The organism is Vibrio furnissii CIP 102972 (genome assembly GCF_000176175.1).
Taxonomy (GTDB): Bacteria; Pseudomonadota; Gammaproteobacteria; order Enterobacterales; family Vibrionaceae; genus Vibrio; species Vibrio furnissii.
The window spans coordinates 17412-35320 of sequence record NZ_ACZP01000006.1; the positions used below are offsets into that span (position 1 = coordinate 17412).

The window sequence follows — 17909 nt, forward strand, 5'->3', positions numbered from 1 at the left end:
ATGAAGCAATCCACGCTCCTATTCAGCGTATGCACCGTTGCCATTCTGGCCGGGTGTAGTTCGTCTTCCGGTCGCTATGACATCAAAGATGACGTGGCGCCGAAGGCTCCGATTTCGGTCGAACACATTGAAGATGCGCATCCGCAGTACGAACCTTATAGTTTGGGTGGAAACAAAGATTACACGTTACGCGGCCAGAATTACCAAATCGTCAAAAACACCACGGATTTCAAAGAGCGTGGTCAAGCGTCTTGGTATGGCAAGAAGTTTCATGGCCATCTGACGTCTAACGGCGAAATCTACGACATGTACTCGATGACCGCCGCTCACAAAACATTGCCGCTGCCGTCTTACGTCAAAGTCACCAACTTGGATAATGGCAAATCAACCGTGGTTCGCGTCAACGACCGCGGGCCATTCCATGATGGACGCATCATTGATTTAAGTTATGCAGCGGCGTATAAACTGGGCGTCGTTCAGACCGGAACGGCCAACGTTGAAATCGAAGCCATTCAGGTCACACAACCGACCAACGTCAAGCCTAAAGCCGGCGCGCCTCAATACATCATTCAGGTGGCATCTTCGCAACATGAAGAAAGAGTTCGAACTTTAGCGCAAAACCTTGGTCAAAGCTTATCGGTGCAAAGTTTTGTTGAGAGTGTTAACCGTAGTCACCGGCTCTTTCTAGGGCCATTCAGTGATTACACCCTGACGCAGGACACCTTGGAAAAGGTGAAAGCGATGGGATATGACACCGCTTTTATAAAAAAGCACCCCGTCACGCAATGATGACCACTCAAACCCGACCAGCCAAGCATTCGGGTCTGGTTTGAGAAGTCGTTTCTGTTAAGATATTGGACAATTAAATACACTATTCGCATTCATCATGAAAAAAAGCATCCTAAATTCTGTTTTAGCGTCTTCCATTACGCTTTCCGCTACTTTCTCAACCGCGGCCCTCGCTTCTCCTGTCGTAATTCCAGATGCGCCACAGATCGCTGCGAAAGGTTTTGTACTGATTGACTACCATTCAGGCAAAGTTCTTGCCGAGAAAGAAATGCACACCAAACTGTCGCCAGCCAGCTTGACCAAAATGATGACCAGCTATGTCATCGGTCAAGAGCTGAAGCGCGGCAACATCACGAACGATGACGACGTGACCATCAGCCGCAACGCATGGGCGAAGAACTTCCCAGATTCTTCAAAAATGTTCATCGAAGTGGGCACCACGGTGAAAGTGCGTGACCTGAACCAAGGCATCATCGTCCAATCCGGTAACGACGCGTGTGTGGCCATGGCTGAACACATTGCCGGTTCTGAAGACGCCTTTGTTGATCTAATGAACGCATGGGCCGATACCCTGGGCATGCAAGAAACGCATTTTGCAAACGTCCACGGGCTTGATGATCCGAACTTGTACTCAACGCCATACGATATGGCACTGCTGGGCCAAGCGCTGATCCGCGACGTGCCAGACGAGTATAAGATTTACTCACAACAAAAATTCACCTACAACGGCATTACGCAATACAACCGTAACGGCCTGCTGTGGGATAAAAGCATGAACGTGGACGGCATCAAAACCGGTCACACCAGCAATGCTGGTTACAGCTTGGTGAGCTCTGCCACTGAAGGGAAGATGCGTCTGATCGCGGTTGTGATGGGCACCAAAGACATGAACGCGCGTAAATCAGAAAGCAAAAAACTGCTGAGTTACGGCTTCCGTTTCTTTGAAACCGTGGCGCCACACAAAGCAGGTGAAACCTTCGTTGATGAGAAAATCTGGATGGGCGACAAGTCAACAGTTGCTCTGGGTGTAGACGAAGACACTTACGTGACACTGCCTCGCGGGCCAAGCCAAAGATCTAACCGCAAGCTTTGTCCTTGAAAAAGAGCTAAAAGCCCCAATTAAGAAAGGTGATGTGGTTGGTAAACTGTATTACCAGCTGAACGGCGAAGATGTGGCTCAATACCCGCTGATGGCATTAGAGGATGTTGAAGAAGGCAGCATGTTCAGCCGTCTGTGGGACTACATTGTTCTACTGTTCAAAGGCTTATTCTGATCCCTATCCGATCAGTAAAAAAAGCCGCCTTGTGCGGCTTTTTTGTTCACTTGAGATCCCATTCGATTGACTGTACTATTCGTCACCGTTTGATCGAATGCCCAACTTGGAGTTTCCAATATGTTAACCATCAACTCTGATGCAAAATTGAAAGACCTGCTTGAGTTCCCGTGCTCGTTCACTTACAAAGTGATGGGCCACGCGAAACCGGAATTGCCAGAGCTTGTGTTGGAAGTGATTCAGCGCCATGCTCCAGGTGACTACAGCCCACGCGTGAAACCCAGTGGCAAAGGGAACTACCACTCGGTATCCATCACCATTACTGCAACGTCGATTGACCAGGTCGAAGTCCTTTACAAAGAGCTCGGCGATATCGAAATCGTTCGCATGGTGCTGTAAGTCTCGTTTATCTACAAATATTTGATTTATTCAAAATTTTTTGAAAGCAGCCTTGTGCTGCTTTTTGTTTATTTATCAAAAAGTTAAAGTAGTGGCACAAAACTTAAGGACAAAAAGTTAACCGCCATGAGTAGTTCAAATAGCTCAAGACGTTTATAATCCAAACACTTTATATATCACTGACGGACTTTGATGATGGATAACCAGCTTGTTGTCAGACGATTAGGTCGACAGGATTACCATCCTGTTTGGCAAGCCATGCACGACTTTACCGACCAGCGTGATGACACCACACGCGATGAAGTGTGGCTTGTGGAACATAATCCCGTATTTACTCAGGGTCAGGCCGGTAAAGCGGAGCACCTTCTCAATACGGGCGACATTCCGGTGGTACAAAGTGACCGGGGCGGGCAAGTCACCTATCATGGTCCAGGTCAGATCGTGGCCTACTTTCTGATTAATCTGCGCCGCAAAAAACTCGGCGTTCGCGAGCTTGTCACGGATATTGAGAACCTCGTAATTAACACGCTAAACGCTTACAATATCGACGCTGCCGCACGCCCGGACGCGCCTGGCGTTTATGTCGAAGGCAAGAAAATCTGCTCACTCGGCCTGCGAATTCGCAAAGGCTGCTCATTCCATGGTTTAGCGCTCAACGTCAACATGGATCTCTCCCCATTCCTGCGCATCAACCCATGCGGTTATCAAGGGATGGAGATGGTACAAGTGAGCGATTTAGGCGGCCCGGCACGTATAGAAGATGTCGAGCAACAACTCATAAAAGAACTCGTCAGCCTGTTTGGTTACGAGGAAGTAGAATTCAGCACAGAAGCACCTGTCATAGGTAAATAGAGCATGAGCAAACCGATCCAAATGGAAAAAGGCGTGAAATACCGTGACGCCGATAAAATGGCATTAATTCCTGTAAAAAATATGCCAGCAGAACAGAAACAAGTGCTGCGTAAGCCGGAATGGATGAAAATCAAACTGCCAGCAGACAGCCAACGCATTCAAGATATCAAATCGGCAATGCGTAAAAACAACCTGCACTCCGTGTGTGAGGAGGCGTCTTGCCCGAACCTAGCCGAATGTTTCAACCACGGCACTGCAACCTTTATGATTCTGGGTGCCATCTGTACCCGCCGCTGCCCATTCTGTGACGTTGCCCATGGTCGCCCACTGACACCCGATGCCCAAGAGCCACAAAAACTGGCGCAAACCATCAAAGACATGAAACTGAAATACGTGGTGATCACCTCGGTTGACCGTGATGACCTGCGTGATGGTGGTGCGCAGCACTTCGCCGACTGTAACCGCGAAATTCGTGCCCTGAACCCAGAGATTCGCATCGAAACCTTGGTGCCAGATTTCCGTGGTCGTATGGACGTGGCGCTGGATCTGCTCAAAGACAACCCGCCAGACGTATTTAACCACAACTTGGAAACAGCGCCGCGCTTGTACCGCAAAGCTCGCCCGGGTGCGAACTACAAATGGTCACTGGAACTGCTACAAAAATTTAAAGAGATGCACCCAAATGTTCCCACCAAGTCAGGCCTGATGATGGGCTTGGGTGAAACCAAAGAAGAGATTGTGGAAGTGTTGAAAGATCTACGCGCGCATGGCGTAACCATGCTGACGCTGGGTCAATACTTGGCACCAAGCCGTCACCACTTGCCCGTTGAGCGCTACGTGCCACCTTCAGAATTCGATGAACTGAAAGACATCGCGCTGGAACTCGGCTTCACTCACGCCGCTTGTGGCCCTTTTGTGCGTTCGTCTTACCATGCCGATTTGCAAGCCAAAGGGATGGAAGTGAAGTAATCACGCCCAACACGACAAAGCCGGCCCAGTGCCGGCTTTGTTTTTATGTACCCTGCCAAAACGAAAGGACTCGGTCATATCGGGTGTCGCTCTGTCAGAAATACGCAACGTGATGCAATTACGACGCCGATAGGCTTGAGCTTGCTAGGCAAAATAGTCTAAACTTTCCGCTATCTATTTCCGAACTATTTGCTTGAACGAACAATTTGCTTGAACAGGTAGCGCGGTCATATGCTCCCGCATCATAAGGATCACTCGAATGAAAAAACTGAGCCTACTGGCCATGATGGCAGTGGCGATCGCGTCAGGTTGTGCATCGAACACCAAACAGGATAATTTCCGCGAAGCCTCTTTTGAACTGTGCAACACCGAAGTGAACATTTACTCGGTCAGCGACGATGGCAAAGTCCGCATCGTGTGCGCCGACGGGTCGAAATTCGCCCTGCAAAGTGAAAGCACACTGCAAACCATGCGCGATATCAACATCGATTACTGTGACGGTGAAGGATTGGGCAAATTCAGTGAGAGCAACAGCTACTACCTGTTTAAATGCAAATCAGGCACTTTGCTCAGTATCGCTAAATAATCAGATTTGATGGCATTCTTATAAACGGTCATCCATTAAAAAGGCCTGCAATCTATGCAGGCCTTTTTCGTCATGAGAGAACGCTTATGCGTACACTGGCAGACGTTTACAGATATCCAGAACTTTCTGTTTAGTTGCATCAATCACCGCTTGGTCATTGATGTTGTCCAGAACGTCACACATCCAGTTCGCCAGCGTTTTCGCATCGTCTTCAGTGAAACCACGACGCGTGATCGCAGGAGTACCGACACGAATACCAGACGTCACGAATGGGCTACGTGGATCGTTCGGTACAGAGTTTTTATTCACGGTAATGTTCGCAGCACCCAGCGCGGCATCTGCTTCTTTACCGGTGATGTCTTTGTCGATCAGGTCAACCAGGAACAGGTGGTTTTCAGTACCATTGGAAACAATTTTGTAGCCGCGTTCTTGGAACTGAGCCACCATCGCTTTGGCGTTCTTCACCACGCGCTCTTGGTACGCTTTGAATTCAGGTTCCATCGCTTCTTTGAACGCCACCGCTTTACCCGCGATCACGTGCATCAGAGGACCACCTTGGCCGCCAGGGAACACAGCTGAGTTCAGCTTTTTGTACATCTCTTCGCCAGCGTTCGACAGGATCAGGCCACCGCGTGGACCGGCCAACGTTTTGTGCGTGGTTGTCGTAACAACGTGTGCGTGTGGGATTGGCGTTGGGTAAACACCCGCAGCGATCAGGCCCGCAACGTGCGCCATGTCAACGAACAGGTACGCGTCTACTTTGTCTGCGATTTCACGCATGCGTTTCCAATCAACAATTTGCGAGTATGCTGAGAAACCACCGATGATCATCTTTGGTTTGTGCTCAAGTGCCAGCGCTTCCATTTCGTCGTAGTTGATTTGGCCCGCTTCATCGATGCCGTAAGGAATCACATTGTAGTGTTTACCAGAGAAGTTCACTGGTGAACCGTGCGTCAGGTGACCACCGTGTGCCAGGCTCATACCCAGAACCGTATCGCCAGGATTCAGCAGTGCCATGTACACAGCGCTGTTGGCTTGAGAACCAGAGTGTGGCTGTACGTTTGCGTATTCACAACCAAACAGTTGGCACGCACGGTCGATTGCCAGAGATTCAGCTTTGTCGACGTACTCACAGCCGCCGTAGTAACGCTTGCCTGGGTAACCTTCAGCGTATTTGTTGGTCAGCTGAGAGCCTTGCGCTTCCATCACACGTGGGCTGGTGTAGTTTTCTGAAGCGATAAGCTCAATGTGTTCCTCTTGGCGAAGAGTTTCTTCTTGGATTGCTGCGAATAGCTCCGCATCGTAATCAGCGATGTTCATATCACGCTTTAGCATCTGTATCTCCTGACTCAGATTTATCTGAAATTAGCAAAAAACCACACAATGACCCAACGCAAACGTTTTCGTCACCTCTTTGGCGCGCATTCTACATAATTTGATCTTTATCATAAAGCCCAAATTGAAGAAAATATCATGCAGTTTTTTCATAGTGACTGACGAAGTATTTCATCCCGAAGGGTTCAGGCTGATCCGACCTCATCTTGGTGTCAATTTGATGCTTTACACCCTGTAAAGCGGCAATTACATAGGTTTACCTCAAATTCGCCTCGCGAGCTACCGAAAATGTCCGCTTTTCATTACTATGCGCGCCATTCTCAGCCTTTAAAATATTGATTGATGGAAAAACACACACGCAAAGAGGACTGGATTGCGATCCTGACCGGAACCTTCTTGGTCGCACAAGGCGTCTTCTTTCTTCAGGCCGGTCAATTACTGACGGGCGGTACAGCGGGCCTCGCGCTGCTGATGACTCATTTTCTGCCTTGGTCTTTTGGTTGGCTCTATTTTATTGCCAACTGCCCGTTCTATTTATTGGCGTGGAAACGCTTTGGGCATCATTTCGCGATCAACAGTGCAATTTCCGGCGCTTTAGTCTCGCTGTTTACCGATCATCTGGCGATGTTCATCACTTTTGACAACGTCAATGACGTGTATTGCGCGTTGGCCGGAGGTCTGTTGATGGGATTGGGGATGCTGATCCTATTCCGCCATCGCTCCAGTTTGGGCGGTTTCAACGTATTGTGTCTGTTCATTCAGGACAAATTCGGCCTCTCCGTGGGCAAAAGCCAAATGGCCATCGATTGCTTGATCCTGTTGGTGTCGTTCTTCTTTGTATCCCCGTGGACGATTCTGCTGTCGATTTTTGGGGCCATCGCGCTCAATCTGGTATTGGCGATGAACCATAAACCCACCCGCTATACCGTCACCTATCATCGCTGAGCCGCGTAAAAGGCACAAAAAAGCCCGCCGAAGCGGGCTTTTTGCTATTCGTGAGTCTGCCGCGACTGAACATCGTAGCCCAGTTCGCGATGCAGCTCGGCTTCGACGTGACCCGGCGCCTGCGTCGAGCGCGAGATCAACTGATACATCGCCGGAATCACAAACAGCGTGACCAAGGTCGAAAAGCCCATGCCAAAGAAAATCACCGTCCCGACTGACACGCGGCTTTCATAACCCGCGCCCGTGGAGAGGATCAGCGGCACTGACCCGGCCAGCGTGGTAAACGCCGTCATCAGAATCGGACGCAACCGGCGCGCGGACGCATCGACAATCGCAGTCTCAAACGCCAAGCCGCGGTCACGTAACTGGTTGGCAAACTCGACAATCAAAATACCGTTTTTGGTCACCATCCCAATCAACATGATCATGCCAATTTGGCTGTAGATATTCATGCCTTGCCCCATCAAGTACAAGCCAATAAACCCGCCAAATACGCCCATGGGCACGGTAAACATCACCACCAAGGGGTTGATGAAGCTTTCAAACTGCGCCGCCAACACCAAATAAGCCACCAGCAATGCGAGCGCAAACACAATCGCCACACTCGACTGGTTCTCTTTGAAATCTTTCGACTCACCGGAGTAGCTCACCGACACATCACTCGGCAGCATCTCCAGCGCTTTCTGATCCAAGAAATCCAGCGCTTGCCCTAAGGTGTACCCATCCGCAAGACTGGCGGTAATGGTGATCGCCTTTTGCTTGTTGTAGTGTGCCAAACGAATCGACGAGGCCACTTCCTCAATCTTGGTTACCGTATCAAGCGTCACCAGATCGCCAGACGACGTGCGCATGTATATCTGCGTCAGATCCGCAGCATTATTAAAGCTGTTTTCATCTCCGCGCAGGTACACGTCGTACTCTTCCCCTCGGTCAACGAATGTCGTCACGCTTTTACCGCCCAGCATCACTTCCAACGTATCAGAGATATCTTGCACGCTGATGCCGAGTTCCGCTGCGCGCTGACGGTCCACCGTTACCACCAACTCTGGCGTTTTTTCCGAGTAGTTGATATCCACGCCCGTCATCATCGGCGATTGAGCGGCTTCCGCTTCCAGCAGTTCTGCCCAATGTCTCAACTCCGCATAATCCGAGCCCCCCAGCACAAACTGCACCGGTTCATTGGATCCGCCACGGAAACCAGGCATAAACGGAATCACACGCACATCAGGAATGCCCGTCAGCACTTTGCGCACTTGTCCTAGCGCATCCTGAGCGGTGATACTGCGATCGTTCCAGTCGTCGAGAATCATGATCACAAAGCCGGTTTGGTCGCCCGCACTGCCTCCAAACGCAGGCGACTGAATGCTGAACGACTTCAAAAAGCCTTGCCCCAGCAGCGGCATCAAACGCTCTTCCACCAAATCCATATTGGCCGACATGCGGTTGTAACTGGTTGCATCAGCGCCACGCACAAACGCAAAGATCACGCCGCGGTCTTCCGATGGCGTGAGTTGCGCCGGCACACTTTGATTCAAACCGTAACTGCCACCGATACATGACAAAATCACCACGGGCGCCGCCCATTTCCAATGCAGCGCTTTTTTCAGCGCCGCGCGATAGCCGCTTTCTAATTTGCCGAATAGAAAATCGACCGCGTTGTTGAAACGGTTCGGTTTCACATGGGCTTTGAGAATTTTGCTACTCAGCACAGGCGTTAGCGTCAGCGCAATCAAGGATGAGAAAATCACCGCCATCGCCAGCAATACCGAGAACTCGGTAAATAGCAAGCCGACCATGCCGTCCATAAACGAAATCGGCAGAAACACCATCACCAACACCAAGGTGGTGGCAATCACGGCAAAGCCTACTTCGCGCGCGCCTTTATAGGCTGCCATCAGTGGCTTTTCCCCCTGTTCGATATGGTGATAAATGTTTTCCATCACCACAATGGCATCATCGACCACCAAACCAATCGACAGGATCAGCGCCATCAGCGTGATCAGGTTGATGGAAAATCCGAGGTAATACGCGGCAATAAAGGAGGAAATCAGGGACACCGGCACCGTAATCGCCGGGATGATGGTGGCGCGGGCTTGACCGATAAAAATATACAACACCAAAATCACCAGACCGCCAGTGATAAACAGCGTGCTGTAGACCTCTTTGATCGAACGTTCAATAAACACAGTGGAATCGTAGTCGATCGCCAGACGCGTCCCCTCAGGTAAGAATTTTTGAATCTGGTCCACTTCCTGATGCACGCGTTTCGCCACATCCAATGGGTTTGCATCCGACTGCGGCACAATGCCCATGCTCACATTGACCACACCGTCACTTTTGAAGGTCGAGTTCTCGTTCTCTGCGCCAATGAAGACATCAGCCACATCTTTGAGATAAATCGGTGTGCGATCGCTGGCGTGTTTCACCACCAGATATTGAAAATCCTCTGGCGTGCGATAGGTACGCGCGGTGCGCACGGACATCACGGTGGAATCGTTACGCACCTCTCCGCCTGGGCTTTCAATGTTTTCACGGCGCAATGCATCGGAAATATCCGATGTGGTCACGCCTCGCCCCGCCATCAACTCCGGCTTGAGACGCACGTACATCACTTTGTACAAGCCGCCAGAAATATCAACCGAGCTCACGCCGGAAATCAGGCTAAACCGGTCTGAAAGCACACGTTCGATGTAATCGGTGAGCTGCGTGCGGTCCATAACCGAAGAGCTGAGGTTGATGTACACCGACGCTTCACCCGATCCGTTGTTTTTGAATACCTGCGGATCGTCCGCCGCATCAGGCAGGTTGCGCTGCGCTCTTGCGACCGCATCACGCACATCACTCACCCCTGTATTAAGGTCATAACCGAGCTCAAAGGTAATGGTGATCCGCGAACTGCCGTTTCGAGTGACGGAGGTGATCTCATCAATGCCACTGATCCCGGCCAGTTGGTCTTCCAACACCGAGGTGATCTGGTTTTCGATGATGGTGGCGGATGCACCATCGTAACGCGTGGTGACGGAGACCACCGGACTTTCAATGTCCGGCATTTCACGAACCGACAATTTAGAAAAAGAGACGAAGCCAAACACACACAGCAACAAACTGAGCACGACAGCGGCCACCGGCCTTTTGACCGAGACATCAGACAACCACATTATTGCGCACCTTGTTCAATCGGCTGACCCGACGCGTTCACTTCTGTCACTGCCACACCGTCGCGCATATTCACAATCCCCTGCACCACAATGCGTTGACCAATTGCGAGGCCATCTTCAATCACAACTTCGTTCTCAATCCGGGCGCCCAAATGCACTTCCGTTCGCTGGGCGATACGATCGTCATTGACCACATAGACAAAACGCTTGGTGCCTGAGTATTCCAACGCTTGCACGGGAATGATGGGCGCGCTGATCGGCTCAAAGTCGAGTTTGGCGGAAATCAACATGCCCGGTTTGAGCAAACGCTCTTGATTACTAAAGTGAATACGGACGCGCAAGTTGAGCGTTTCTTGATTGATGCGTGAATCGATGCCAACCACTTTGCCTTCAAAGCTACGACCGGGCCATGCACCGGTTTGGCCGATCACCGTCATGCCGCGTTTAATCTTTGATAGATAGCGCTCTGGCACTTGCAAATCCAACTGCATTAAAGACAGGTTATCTAGCGTCAGCAAGTCATTGCCCGCGCTGACCATTTTGCCGCGGCTAAAATCAATGAATCCAACCGTGCCATCAAATGGTGCGGTAATCCGTAAATCACCCAAATTGGCTTTGGCAGCATCGAGGCGGGCTTGGGCAATTTCCACACTGGCTTTTTGTGCGTCGATTTCAGTTTGCGTGATCGCGTTGCGTTTCACCAACCGTTCAAACTCAGTCAGCTTGCGCTGCTCATCTCGCAGATAAGCATTGGCCTCATTCACCGCGGCGCGAATTTTGTCATCATTTAACTGCACGAGCAGTTGGCCTTTTTTCACCTGTTGATTGGCCTTGACCGCGATCACATCCACTTTACCGGAAACTTCCGAAGCGATATAAACCGATTGATCGGCTTTCAATTTGCCCACCAAAGACAGGGTTTGCGAAACTTGATGATTTTGTACAGGTTCGATCACCACGGGAATCGCTTTTGCAGCACCAGCGGCAAACGCCGACGGATAATAGAACGTTGCCGCCAGCGTCAAACAAAGAAGAGTCTTTTTTTTCATAATAAGGGTCAGAGAATAGGTCACTTTTTACATTGTAACCGTTAATCATTTTTTTGAACGTCAAGGAACGTAAAGATCAGAATGAAACTGTAAGCAACACTGTGATTTATTCCTACAAAACGGTAATTTATTGGCTTCTTTGACGAAAAAGACAGCATTCAATTCAAAAAGACAAAAAAAGGGTTTACAGAGGGAGCGAGTTTGATAAGATGCGCTCCGCACTTGAGTGATGCGTTGGGAAAACGTCAGTTAAGTATAAAAAGCCCTGGAGGGGTTCCCGAGTGGCCAAAGGGAGCAGACTGTAAATCTGCCGGCTCCGCCTTCGATGGTTCGAATCCGTCCCCCTCCACCATATTCTTCTCATGAGAGCATCAGCTGTCGTGAGAAACACTTGATTGATGCGTTGGGAAAACGTCAGTTAAGTATAAAAACCCCTTGGAGGGGTTCCCGAGTGGCCAAAGGGAGCAGACTGTAAATCTGCCGGCTCCGCCTTCGATGGTTCGAATCCGTCCCCCTCCACCATATTATTTCTTGTGACATGCTCATAAGAAAGCACTTGGAAAGCCGTGTTGGGAAAACACTTTCTAAGTATAAAAATCCCCTGGAGGGGTTCCCGAGTGGCCAAAGGGAGCAGACTGTAAATCTGCCGGCTCCGCCTTCGATGGTTCGAATCCGTCCCCCTCCACCATATTATTTCTTGTGACATGCTCATAAGAAAGCACTTGGAAAGCTGTGTTGGGAAAACACTTTCTAAGTATAAAAATCCCCTGGAGGGGTTCCCGAGTGGCCAAAGGGAGCAGACTGTAAATCTGCCGGCTCCGCCTTCGATGGTTCGAATCCGTCCCCCTCCACCATATACGAAAAGCCAGCTCATTGAGCTGGCTTTTTTGTTGCCTGTGATTTGAAAATCTGTCGTCAGCGCAACAAAAAAGCCCCGCATTGCGGGGCGTAGCTCGGTAACATCTTATTGAGAAGATTCAATCAGGATGATGCGGGTTTCGTACGGCCGAAGGATCTGATGAACTGACACATGTTGCTCTGTGATACCAGCATAGTTGCCAAGTAGATAACGGGCTTGGCTGACATCCAGCTCTGCGGGCAGCACGCATTCACTCTCTTGTCCGTAATAGTTGTTCAGACAGACTAAGGTCTGCGTCGCGGATTGGCGCTGATAAGCAAAGATCTCACTATGCTCGGGCAACAGATCGCGATAATCACCGTGCGTAATCACGGCCACTTCTTTTCTCAGCGCAATCAGGCGTTGGTAAAAATAAAATACCGATTCGGGATCAGCGACCGCCTGCTCAGCGTTAATGTCGCGATAGTTGTCTGCCACCGCAAGCCAAGGCGTGCCTTGCGTAAAGCCCGCTTGAGACTTGGCATTCCACTGCATCGGCGTGCGTGAATTATCCCGCGATTTCTGCGCCAAAATCGCCATCATCTCCTCATGGGAAGTCGTGCCCTGATTGACCATGATGTCGTACATGTTGATGCTTTCCACATCACGGTACTGCTCAATGGACGTGTAACCGGGGTTGGTCATGCCAATTTCTTCCCCCTGATAGATGTATGGCGTGCCTTGCATCATGTGCACGGACGCTGCCAGCATTTTGGCCGACAGTTCACGGTAGGCTTTGTCATTGCCCAAGCGGCTAACCACGCGTGGCTGATCGTGGTTACACCAGAACAATGCGCCCCACCCTTTCCCATGAAGACCCGTCTGCCAATGATTGAAAATCTGCTTGAGTTGCAGAAAATCAAATGGCGCGCGAGTCCACTTATCACCGTGGGTATAGTCAACTTTGAGATGGTGGAAGTTAAACACCATCGACAGCTCTTTGCCGTCCAGCGACGAATATTGCTGGCAGTGTGCTAAGGTGGTTGATGACATTTCTCCCACCGTCACGCTGCCGTAACGCTGGAATACATCGCGGCTGATCTCTTGTAGATACTCATGTACACGCGGGCCATCGGTGTAAAAACGGCGGCCATCACCAAGGTCATCATTGGCAAAATCTTGTTGCTTGGAAATCAGGTTAATCACATCGAGGCGAAAACCATCCACGCCTTTTTCCGCCCAGAACGAAATAATGTCTTTCACTTCCTGACGAACGTGCGGGTTTTCCCAGTTCAGATCCGCCTGCTCTTTGGCAAACAGATGCAGATAATATTCGTTGGTCGCTTCATCCAGCGCCCAAGCACTGCCACCAAACTTGGACTGCCAATTGTTCGGCTCGGCACCATTGACCGGTGATTTCCAAATGTAGTAATCGCGATACGGACTGGCTTTATCCCCCAGCGCCGACTGGAACCAAGCGTGCTCGGTTGACGTGTGGTTGACCACAATGTCCATGATGATGCGAATGCCACGAGCGTGCGCTTGCGCCAGCAGACAGTCAAAATCCGCCATGGTGCCAAACTCAGGATTAATCGCGTAATAGTCGGAAATATCATAGCCATTATCGATCATCGGCGACTGGTATACCGGCGTCAGCCAAATCGCGTCAATGCCCAGCGTTTTGAGGTAATCCAGCTTGCTGGTGATGCCCGGAATATCACCCGTGCCTTTGTCTGCACTGTCACAGAAACTTTTCGGATAGATTTGATAAATCGCCGCGGTCTTCCACCAGTTGGCGTCCGTTAATTGTGTCGTCATGACGTAAACTCACTTACCTGAAATCAGAAATCGCAGAGCGGCCAACGGCCACTCTGAAAAAGAAAGGGTTAGGCTTCAGCCGCGGTCAGCTGGCCTTTGGCTTGCGCGCGCTTGTACATGAACAGCGTCAGCACAATCGGTACAACCATCGCCACCAACATCGCCATCAAAAACACCATCCAGTACTGCGGTTGAATCGACAAAATCCCCGGCAGACCACCGACCCCGATCCCGTTCGCCATCACGCCAAAGCTGCCACAGATGGCCGCCGCCAGCGCGCTACCAATCATGGCGCTCAGCATCGGGAATTTGTATTTGAGGTTGATGCCGTACATCGCCGGTTCCGTCACGCCTAAATACGCAGAAATCGCCGCCGGAACTGAGATATCGCGCTCGCCTGCCTTTTTACTGATCAAGATGATGCCAACCACCGCCGATGCCTGCGCAATATTCGACAGCGCAATCAGTGGCCAAATCGGCGTGCCGCCCAAATCCTGCATCAATTGCAGATCCACCGCGTTGGTGGTGTGGTGAATCCCGGTAATGACCAGTGGCGCATACAGGAAACCAAACACCATCGAACCCAGCACCGCAAAGTCACCGGTCATGGCCGCTTTCGCCGCAAACGCCACGCCATCACCCAGCACGCGACCAAATGGCCCGATAAAAGCATGGGCGAGAATGACTGAAAGAATGATGGACACAAACGGCACCACCACCAGATATAAATAGGCCGGAACGATGCGCTTCAGGTTGGTCTCGATAAACGCCAATACCACACCCGCCAAAATGGCCGGAATCACCTGCGCCTGATAGCCGACTTTTTCAATCACGAACCAGCCGAAATCCCACGCTTCTGGCACCTGCTTACCAATCAGGTAAGCATTCATCAGTTGTGGTGACACCAAAGTAATCCCCAGGGTGATACCCAGAATGGGCGTTCCGCCGAGCTTTTTCACCGTCGACCAACACACACCGACTGGCAGGAAGAAGAAGATCGCTTCCCCAATCAACCACAGGAAGGAATGGACACTGGCCCAAAACTGGCTGATTTCCACCAGCGTTTTGCCATCGAACATGCGAATGTCGCCGATGACGTTCCGAAAACCGAGAATCAACCCCCCGGTAATGATGGCAGGCAGCAGCGGCACAAAAATTTCAGCCAAATGGGAAATGCCACGCTCCAGCATGTTCATGTTCTGACGCGCCGCGAGCTTGGCTTCATCTTTAGACGCACCACTTTTCCCCGTCAGTTCAAGCAGCACCTTGTAGACGGCATCGACTTCAGTGCCAATCACCACCTGAAACTGGCCAGCATTGGTAAAGCAGCCTTTCACTAAACTCATCGCTTCCAGTTGCTTGATGTCTGCTTTGCTCGGCTCATTCAGCACAAAACGCAGCCGTGTCAGGCAGTGCGTTACGCTGGCAATGTTCTCATTGCCACCGACCAGCTCAATAAGACGCGCAACGTCTTGCTTCGCTATCTTACTCATATCCTCGTCCACCCTATTGATCCATTTATTATCATAGTTCATTTGTAATGGGAACATTCCCATAGAATGACGAGCATACTGACATACTTCATCATGACGAAAAATGGGAACAGTCCCACAAGTTGAAAATGATCACAAAGCGCGCAGTGATCCGAGTGAAAAATGCGATCTTGGCAACGTCCGCTAAATGAAACAACCCACGGACGATCAAGGCAGAAAGGAAAACGAAAGAACGCCGCGGTTTGCGACCTTGCTTATCTAGGTTGTGCTCGCCCGCTTAGTACACGAGCACAACCGCATCGCGGCTCAACCCGCAGTCGCAGGGCTTTGGGTCAGATGCACGCATTCGTCAATTTCACCGCACAAATGCTGAATGAGGAGTTTCGCGGCCTGTTCGCCCGCTTGGCGATATCCGGGATCGACGCTGTAGACATTGGGAAACAGAAACGACAGCAGTTCATTACCGCCGACACCCGTCACCATCACATCTTCGCGTTGGCGTTCCTGTAATCGTTTGATGACGCCCATAGCGATGGTATCGCTAGCACACACAATCGCTTGAGTGCTGTCGGTCAGCACCTCGTCCACCAAACGATAGGCGCTCTCATGGTGCAGTTCACCCGTTTGATAAGTCGGCGTTTTTCCTTGTTCCTCACACCAATCTAAGTAAGCCTGCAGGCGCATCTCACCGGTGGTTTTATCTTTCGGATTGACGCCGATAAACGCGATATTCACTCGATGTTGCTGCTGCAAAAACGCAATCGCCTGACGAATCACCCCTCGGTTATCGTAGTTGATAGATGATACCGACGCCGAGTCCATCGCAATCACCACCGCGCGGTGTTGCCACGGCACCAACGCCGCCATATCAAGGCCAGTAAAACCGAACACAATCACCCCATCGACATGGCGTTTAGCCAACACATCGAGGTGATCGCGAGTTTTATCGCGATCAAACTGGCTCTCCATGATCACCACGTCATACCCCTGGCTGTAGAGCACTTGCAGCATGCTGCTGACCGAACGGTTTTCTGAGGGAGAATCAAGACGTGAGATGATGACGCCCACCACTTTCTGGCTGCCCCCGCGCATCGACTGGGCCGATTTCGATGGCACGTAGCCATGCTCGGCAATCACTTGCTCGACTCTGGCGCGCGTTTCTGGTTTGACTTTGGGATCGTTGGTCAGCACCCGTGAAACCGTCGATTTACCGACTCCCGAGAGCTTTGCAATATCCAGAATAGTGAGTTTCTTACCCATAACGACTACTAATGTTGAGAGCGGGTGCGGCAGCGTCACCGCACACCGAAAAATGCACTGACCAGCGAGCGTTATCGCCAGCAGTTTTTGTATATGACCCCATTGGCCTCTAACCTTGCCGCATCACCTTTGGTAAACAGCGTGATGGGATTGGCCTCGGTCGAATGGTCATCCAGAATGTACTTGGTGCCGGAGCCTGCCGCAACCTCCATCAGACGATAACTGTGATCCGACAACCGCAACATGGCACTTTGTTTGGCGGCGTAAGCCACATCAAACGATGCGGCGTCATCACATTGATAATGAAAGAAAGCCCCATAGGTGTCATCGTTTGCCCTGTCGCTTGAGGAAGAACATCCGGTCAGCAGCGCACTCAAACCAAGTAATAGAAACGTCAATCGAACCAACATATCCCTTTCCTTTTCATCACGTGAGGCCATACGTCAGTCGCGCGCAGGTGGCGCTTGTGACGCACAGGTGGTTAAGTCGTTCTTACAAGCATAGACAGCCGATTGATAGAAAGGAAAAAGGCCGCCGATGGCGACCTTTCGAAGACGTTAACGATGTGCGCTCAAATAGGCGGGCACATCACGCAGGCTCTCTAATATCGTCGTCGCCAGCACTTCACCTTTTTCGGTGATCGGTTTGCCGGTACGAACCAGAATCTTGGTACCCACGCCCGCAGCGTCTGCCGCCATCAAATCTTCGGCTTTATCACCGACCATCACCGATTTGGCCATGTCGATTTTGAGGAAGTCACGCGCCGAGATAAACATCCCCGGTTTTGGCTTACGGCAGTCACAATCTTCTTTGTACTTGCCCACACCGTGCTCTGCGTGGTGCGGACAATAGTAGATGCCATCAAACTCAACGCCATTGTCTTCAAAATTCCAGTCCATCCATTGTGTCAGAGATAGAAAGCGATCTTCACTGAAAATGCCGCGAGCAATGCCGGATTGGTTGGTCACCAGAACCAGCAGGTAACCCATCTCCTGCAGCTTTTTCGTCGCTTCAAAAACGCCTTCGATAAACTCAAAATCGTGCTCATCGTGCACATAGCCGTGGTCAACGTTGATCACGCCGTCACGGTCCAAAAACACAGCAGGTTTAGCCAAAATAATGCTCTCAAATAACGTAGTGTGCC

General features: G+C 50.8%; 14 protein-coding genes, 4 tRNA genes and 1 pseudogene. 11 read left to right on the forward strand and 8 right to left on the reverse strand.

The window, feature by feature from the left end:
• From VFA_RS00635 to VFA_RS00660, 6 genes and pseudogenes are all read left to right on the forward strand, one after another.
• The gene (locus tag VFA_RS00635) at nucleotides 1-789 is read left to right on the forward strand and encodes a septal ring lytic transglycosylase RlpA family protein (protein WP_004723927.1); all 789 of its coding nucleotides are present in this window, start codon (nucleotides 1-3) and stop codon (nucleotides 787-789) included.
• 97 nt (nucleotides 790-886) lie between these two features.
• A pseudogene (locus tag VFA_RS00640) lies at nucleotides 887-2063 on the forward strand (serine hydrolase).
• A 120-nt stretch (nucleotides 2064-2183) separates the two neighbouring features.
• Nucleotides 2184-2462 carry a DUF493 family protein YbeD gene (gene ybeD, locus VFA_RS00645; protein ID WP_004723930.1) on the forward strand — a complete coding sequence of 93 codons (279 nt, stop codon included), beginning with the start codon at nucleotides 2184-2186 and terminating at the stop codon, nucleotides 2460-2462.
• A 195-nt stretch (nucleotides 2463-2657) separates the two neighbouring features.
• A complete protein-coding gene (gene lipB / locus VFA_RS00650; protein ID WP_038150591.1) occupies nucleotides 2658-3314 on the forward strand; it encodes a lipoyl(octanoyl) transferase LipB in 657 nt (218 codons plus the stop codon).
• Between the two features lie 3 nt (nucleotides 3315-3317).
• A complete protein-coding gene (lipA, locus tag VFA_RS00655; RefSeq protein WP_004723933.1) occupies nucleotides 3318-4283 on the forward strand; it encodes a lipoyl synthase in 966 nt (321 codons plus the stop codon).
• Between the two features lie 259 nt (nucleotides 4284-4542).
• Nucleotides 4543-4869: a hypothetical protein gene (locus tag VFA_RS00660; RefSeq protein ID WP_004723935.1), complete on the forward strand. Its 327-nt coding sequence runs from the start codon at nucleotides 4543-4545 to the stop codon at nucleotides 4867-4869.
• 84 nt (nucleotides 4870-4953) lie between these two features.
• Here the strand turns inward: VFA_RS00660 and glyA are convergent, their stop codons facing one another.
• Entirely contained in the window at nucleotides 4954-6204 is a 1251-nt protein-coding gene (glyA, locus tag VFA_RS00665) for a serine hydroxymethyltransferase (protein ID WP_004723937.1), read from the reverse strand.
• 342 nt (nucleotides 6205-6546) lie between these two features.
• Between glyA and VFA_RS00670 the strand changes: the two genes are divergently transcribed.
• A complete protein-coding gene (locus VFA_RS00670; RefSeq protein WP_004723939.1) occupies nucleotides 6547-7149 on the forward strand; it encodes a YitT family protein in 603 nt (200 codons plus the stop codon).
• A gap of 44 nt (nucleotides 7150-7193) precedes the next feature.
• On the opposite strand, the gene vexH is transcribed toward VFA_RS00670, so the two are convergent.
• Nucleotides 7194-10307: a vibriobactin export RND transporter permease subunit VexH gene (gene vexH / locus VFA_RS00675; protein ID WP_004723941.1), complete on the reverse strand. Its 3114-nt coding sequence runs from the start codon at nucleotides 10305-10307 to the stop codon at nucleotides 7194-7196.
• Complete coding sequence (locus tag VFA_RS00680; protein WP_038150595.1) at nucleotides 10307-11356, reverse strand: efflux RND transporter periplasmic adaptor subunit; 1050 nt, start codon at nucleotides 11354-11356, stop codon at nucleotides 10307-10309. Before VFA_RS00680 ends, vexH begins: the two co-directional genes overlap by 1 nt.
• A gap of 267 nt (nucleotides 11357-11623) precedes the next feature.
• Between VFA_RS00680 and VFA_RS00685 the strand changes: the two genes are divergently transcribed.
• From VFA_RS00685 to VFA_RS00700, 4 genes are all read left to right on the forward strand, one after another.
• Nucleotides 11624-11708, forward strand: a tRNA-Tyr gene (locus VFA_RS00685).
• 85 nt (nucleotides 11709-11793) lie between these two features.
• Nucleotides 11794-11878 (forward strand) — tRNA-Tyr (locus VFA_RS00690).
• A gap of 81 nt (nucleotides 11879-11959) precedes the next feature.
• Nucleotides 11960-12044, forward strand: a tRNA-Tyr gene (locus VFA_RS00695).
• 81 nt (nucleotides 12045-12125) lie between these two features.
• A tRNA-Tyr gene (locus VFA_RS00700) sits at nucleotides 12126-12210 on the forward strand.
• A gap of 110 nt (nucleotides 12211-12320) precedes the next feature.
• On the opposite strand, the gene treC is transcribed toward VFA_RS00700, so the two are convergent.
• The 5 genes from treC to gmhB all read right to left on the reverse strand — a co-directional run bounded on the left by treC (nucleotide 12321) and on the right by gmhB (nucleotide 17880).
• Nucleotides 12321-14012 carry an alpha,alpha-phosphotrehalase gene (gene treC, locus VFA_RS00705; RefSeq protein WP_004723945.1) on the reverse strand — a complete coding sequence of 564 codons (1692 nt, stop codon included), beginning with the start codon at nucleotides 14010-14012 and terminating at the stop codon, nucleotides 12321-12323.
• A gap of 68 nt (nucleotides 14013-14080) precedes the next feature.
• On the reverse strand, nucleotides 14081-15505 hold the full coding sequence (gene treB / locus VFA_RS00710) for a PTS trehalose transporter subunit IIBC (protein ID WP_172475403.1): 1425 nt from the start codon (nucleotides 15503-15505) through the stop codon (nucleotides 14081-14083).
• Nucleotides 15506-15811: 306 nt separating this feature from the next.
• The gene (treR, locus tag VFA_RS00715; RefSeq protein ID WP_038150597.1) at nucleotides 15812-16765 is read right to left on the reverse strand and encodes a trehalose operon repressor TreR; all 954 of its coding nucleotides are present in this window, start codon (nucleotides 16763-16765) and stop codon (nucleotides 15812-15814) included.
• Between the two features lie 71 nt (nucleotides 16766-16836).
• A complete protein-coding gene (locus tag VFA_RS00720) occupies nucleotides 16837-17175 on the reverse strand; it encodes an MliC family protein (protein WP_004723951.1) in 339 nt (112 codons plus the stop codon).
• Between the two features lie 147 nt (nucleotides 17176-17322).
• Nucleotides 17323-17880 (reverse strand): D-glycero-beta-D-manno-heptose 1,7-bisphosphate 7-phosphatase, encoded by a 558-nt coding sequence (gmhB, locus tag VFA_RS00725; protein ID WP_004723954.1) that lies wholly within the window; start codon nucleotides 17878-17880, stop codon nucleotides 17323-17325.
• Nucleotides 17881-17909: the final 29 nt, after the last annotated feature.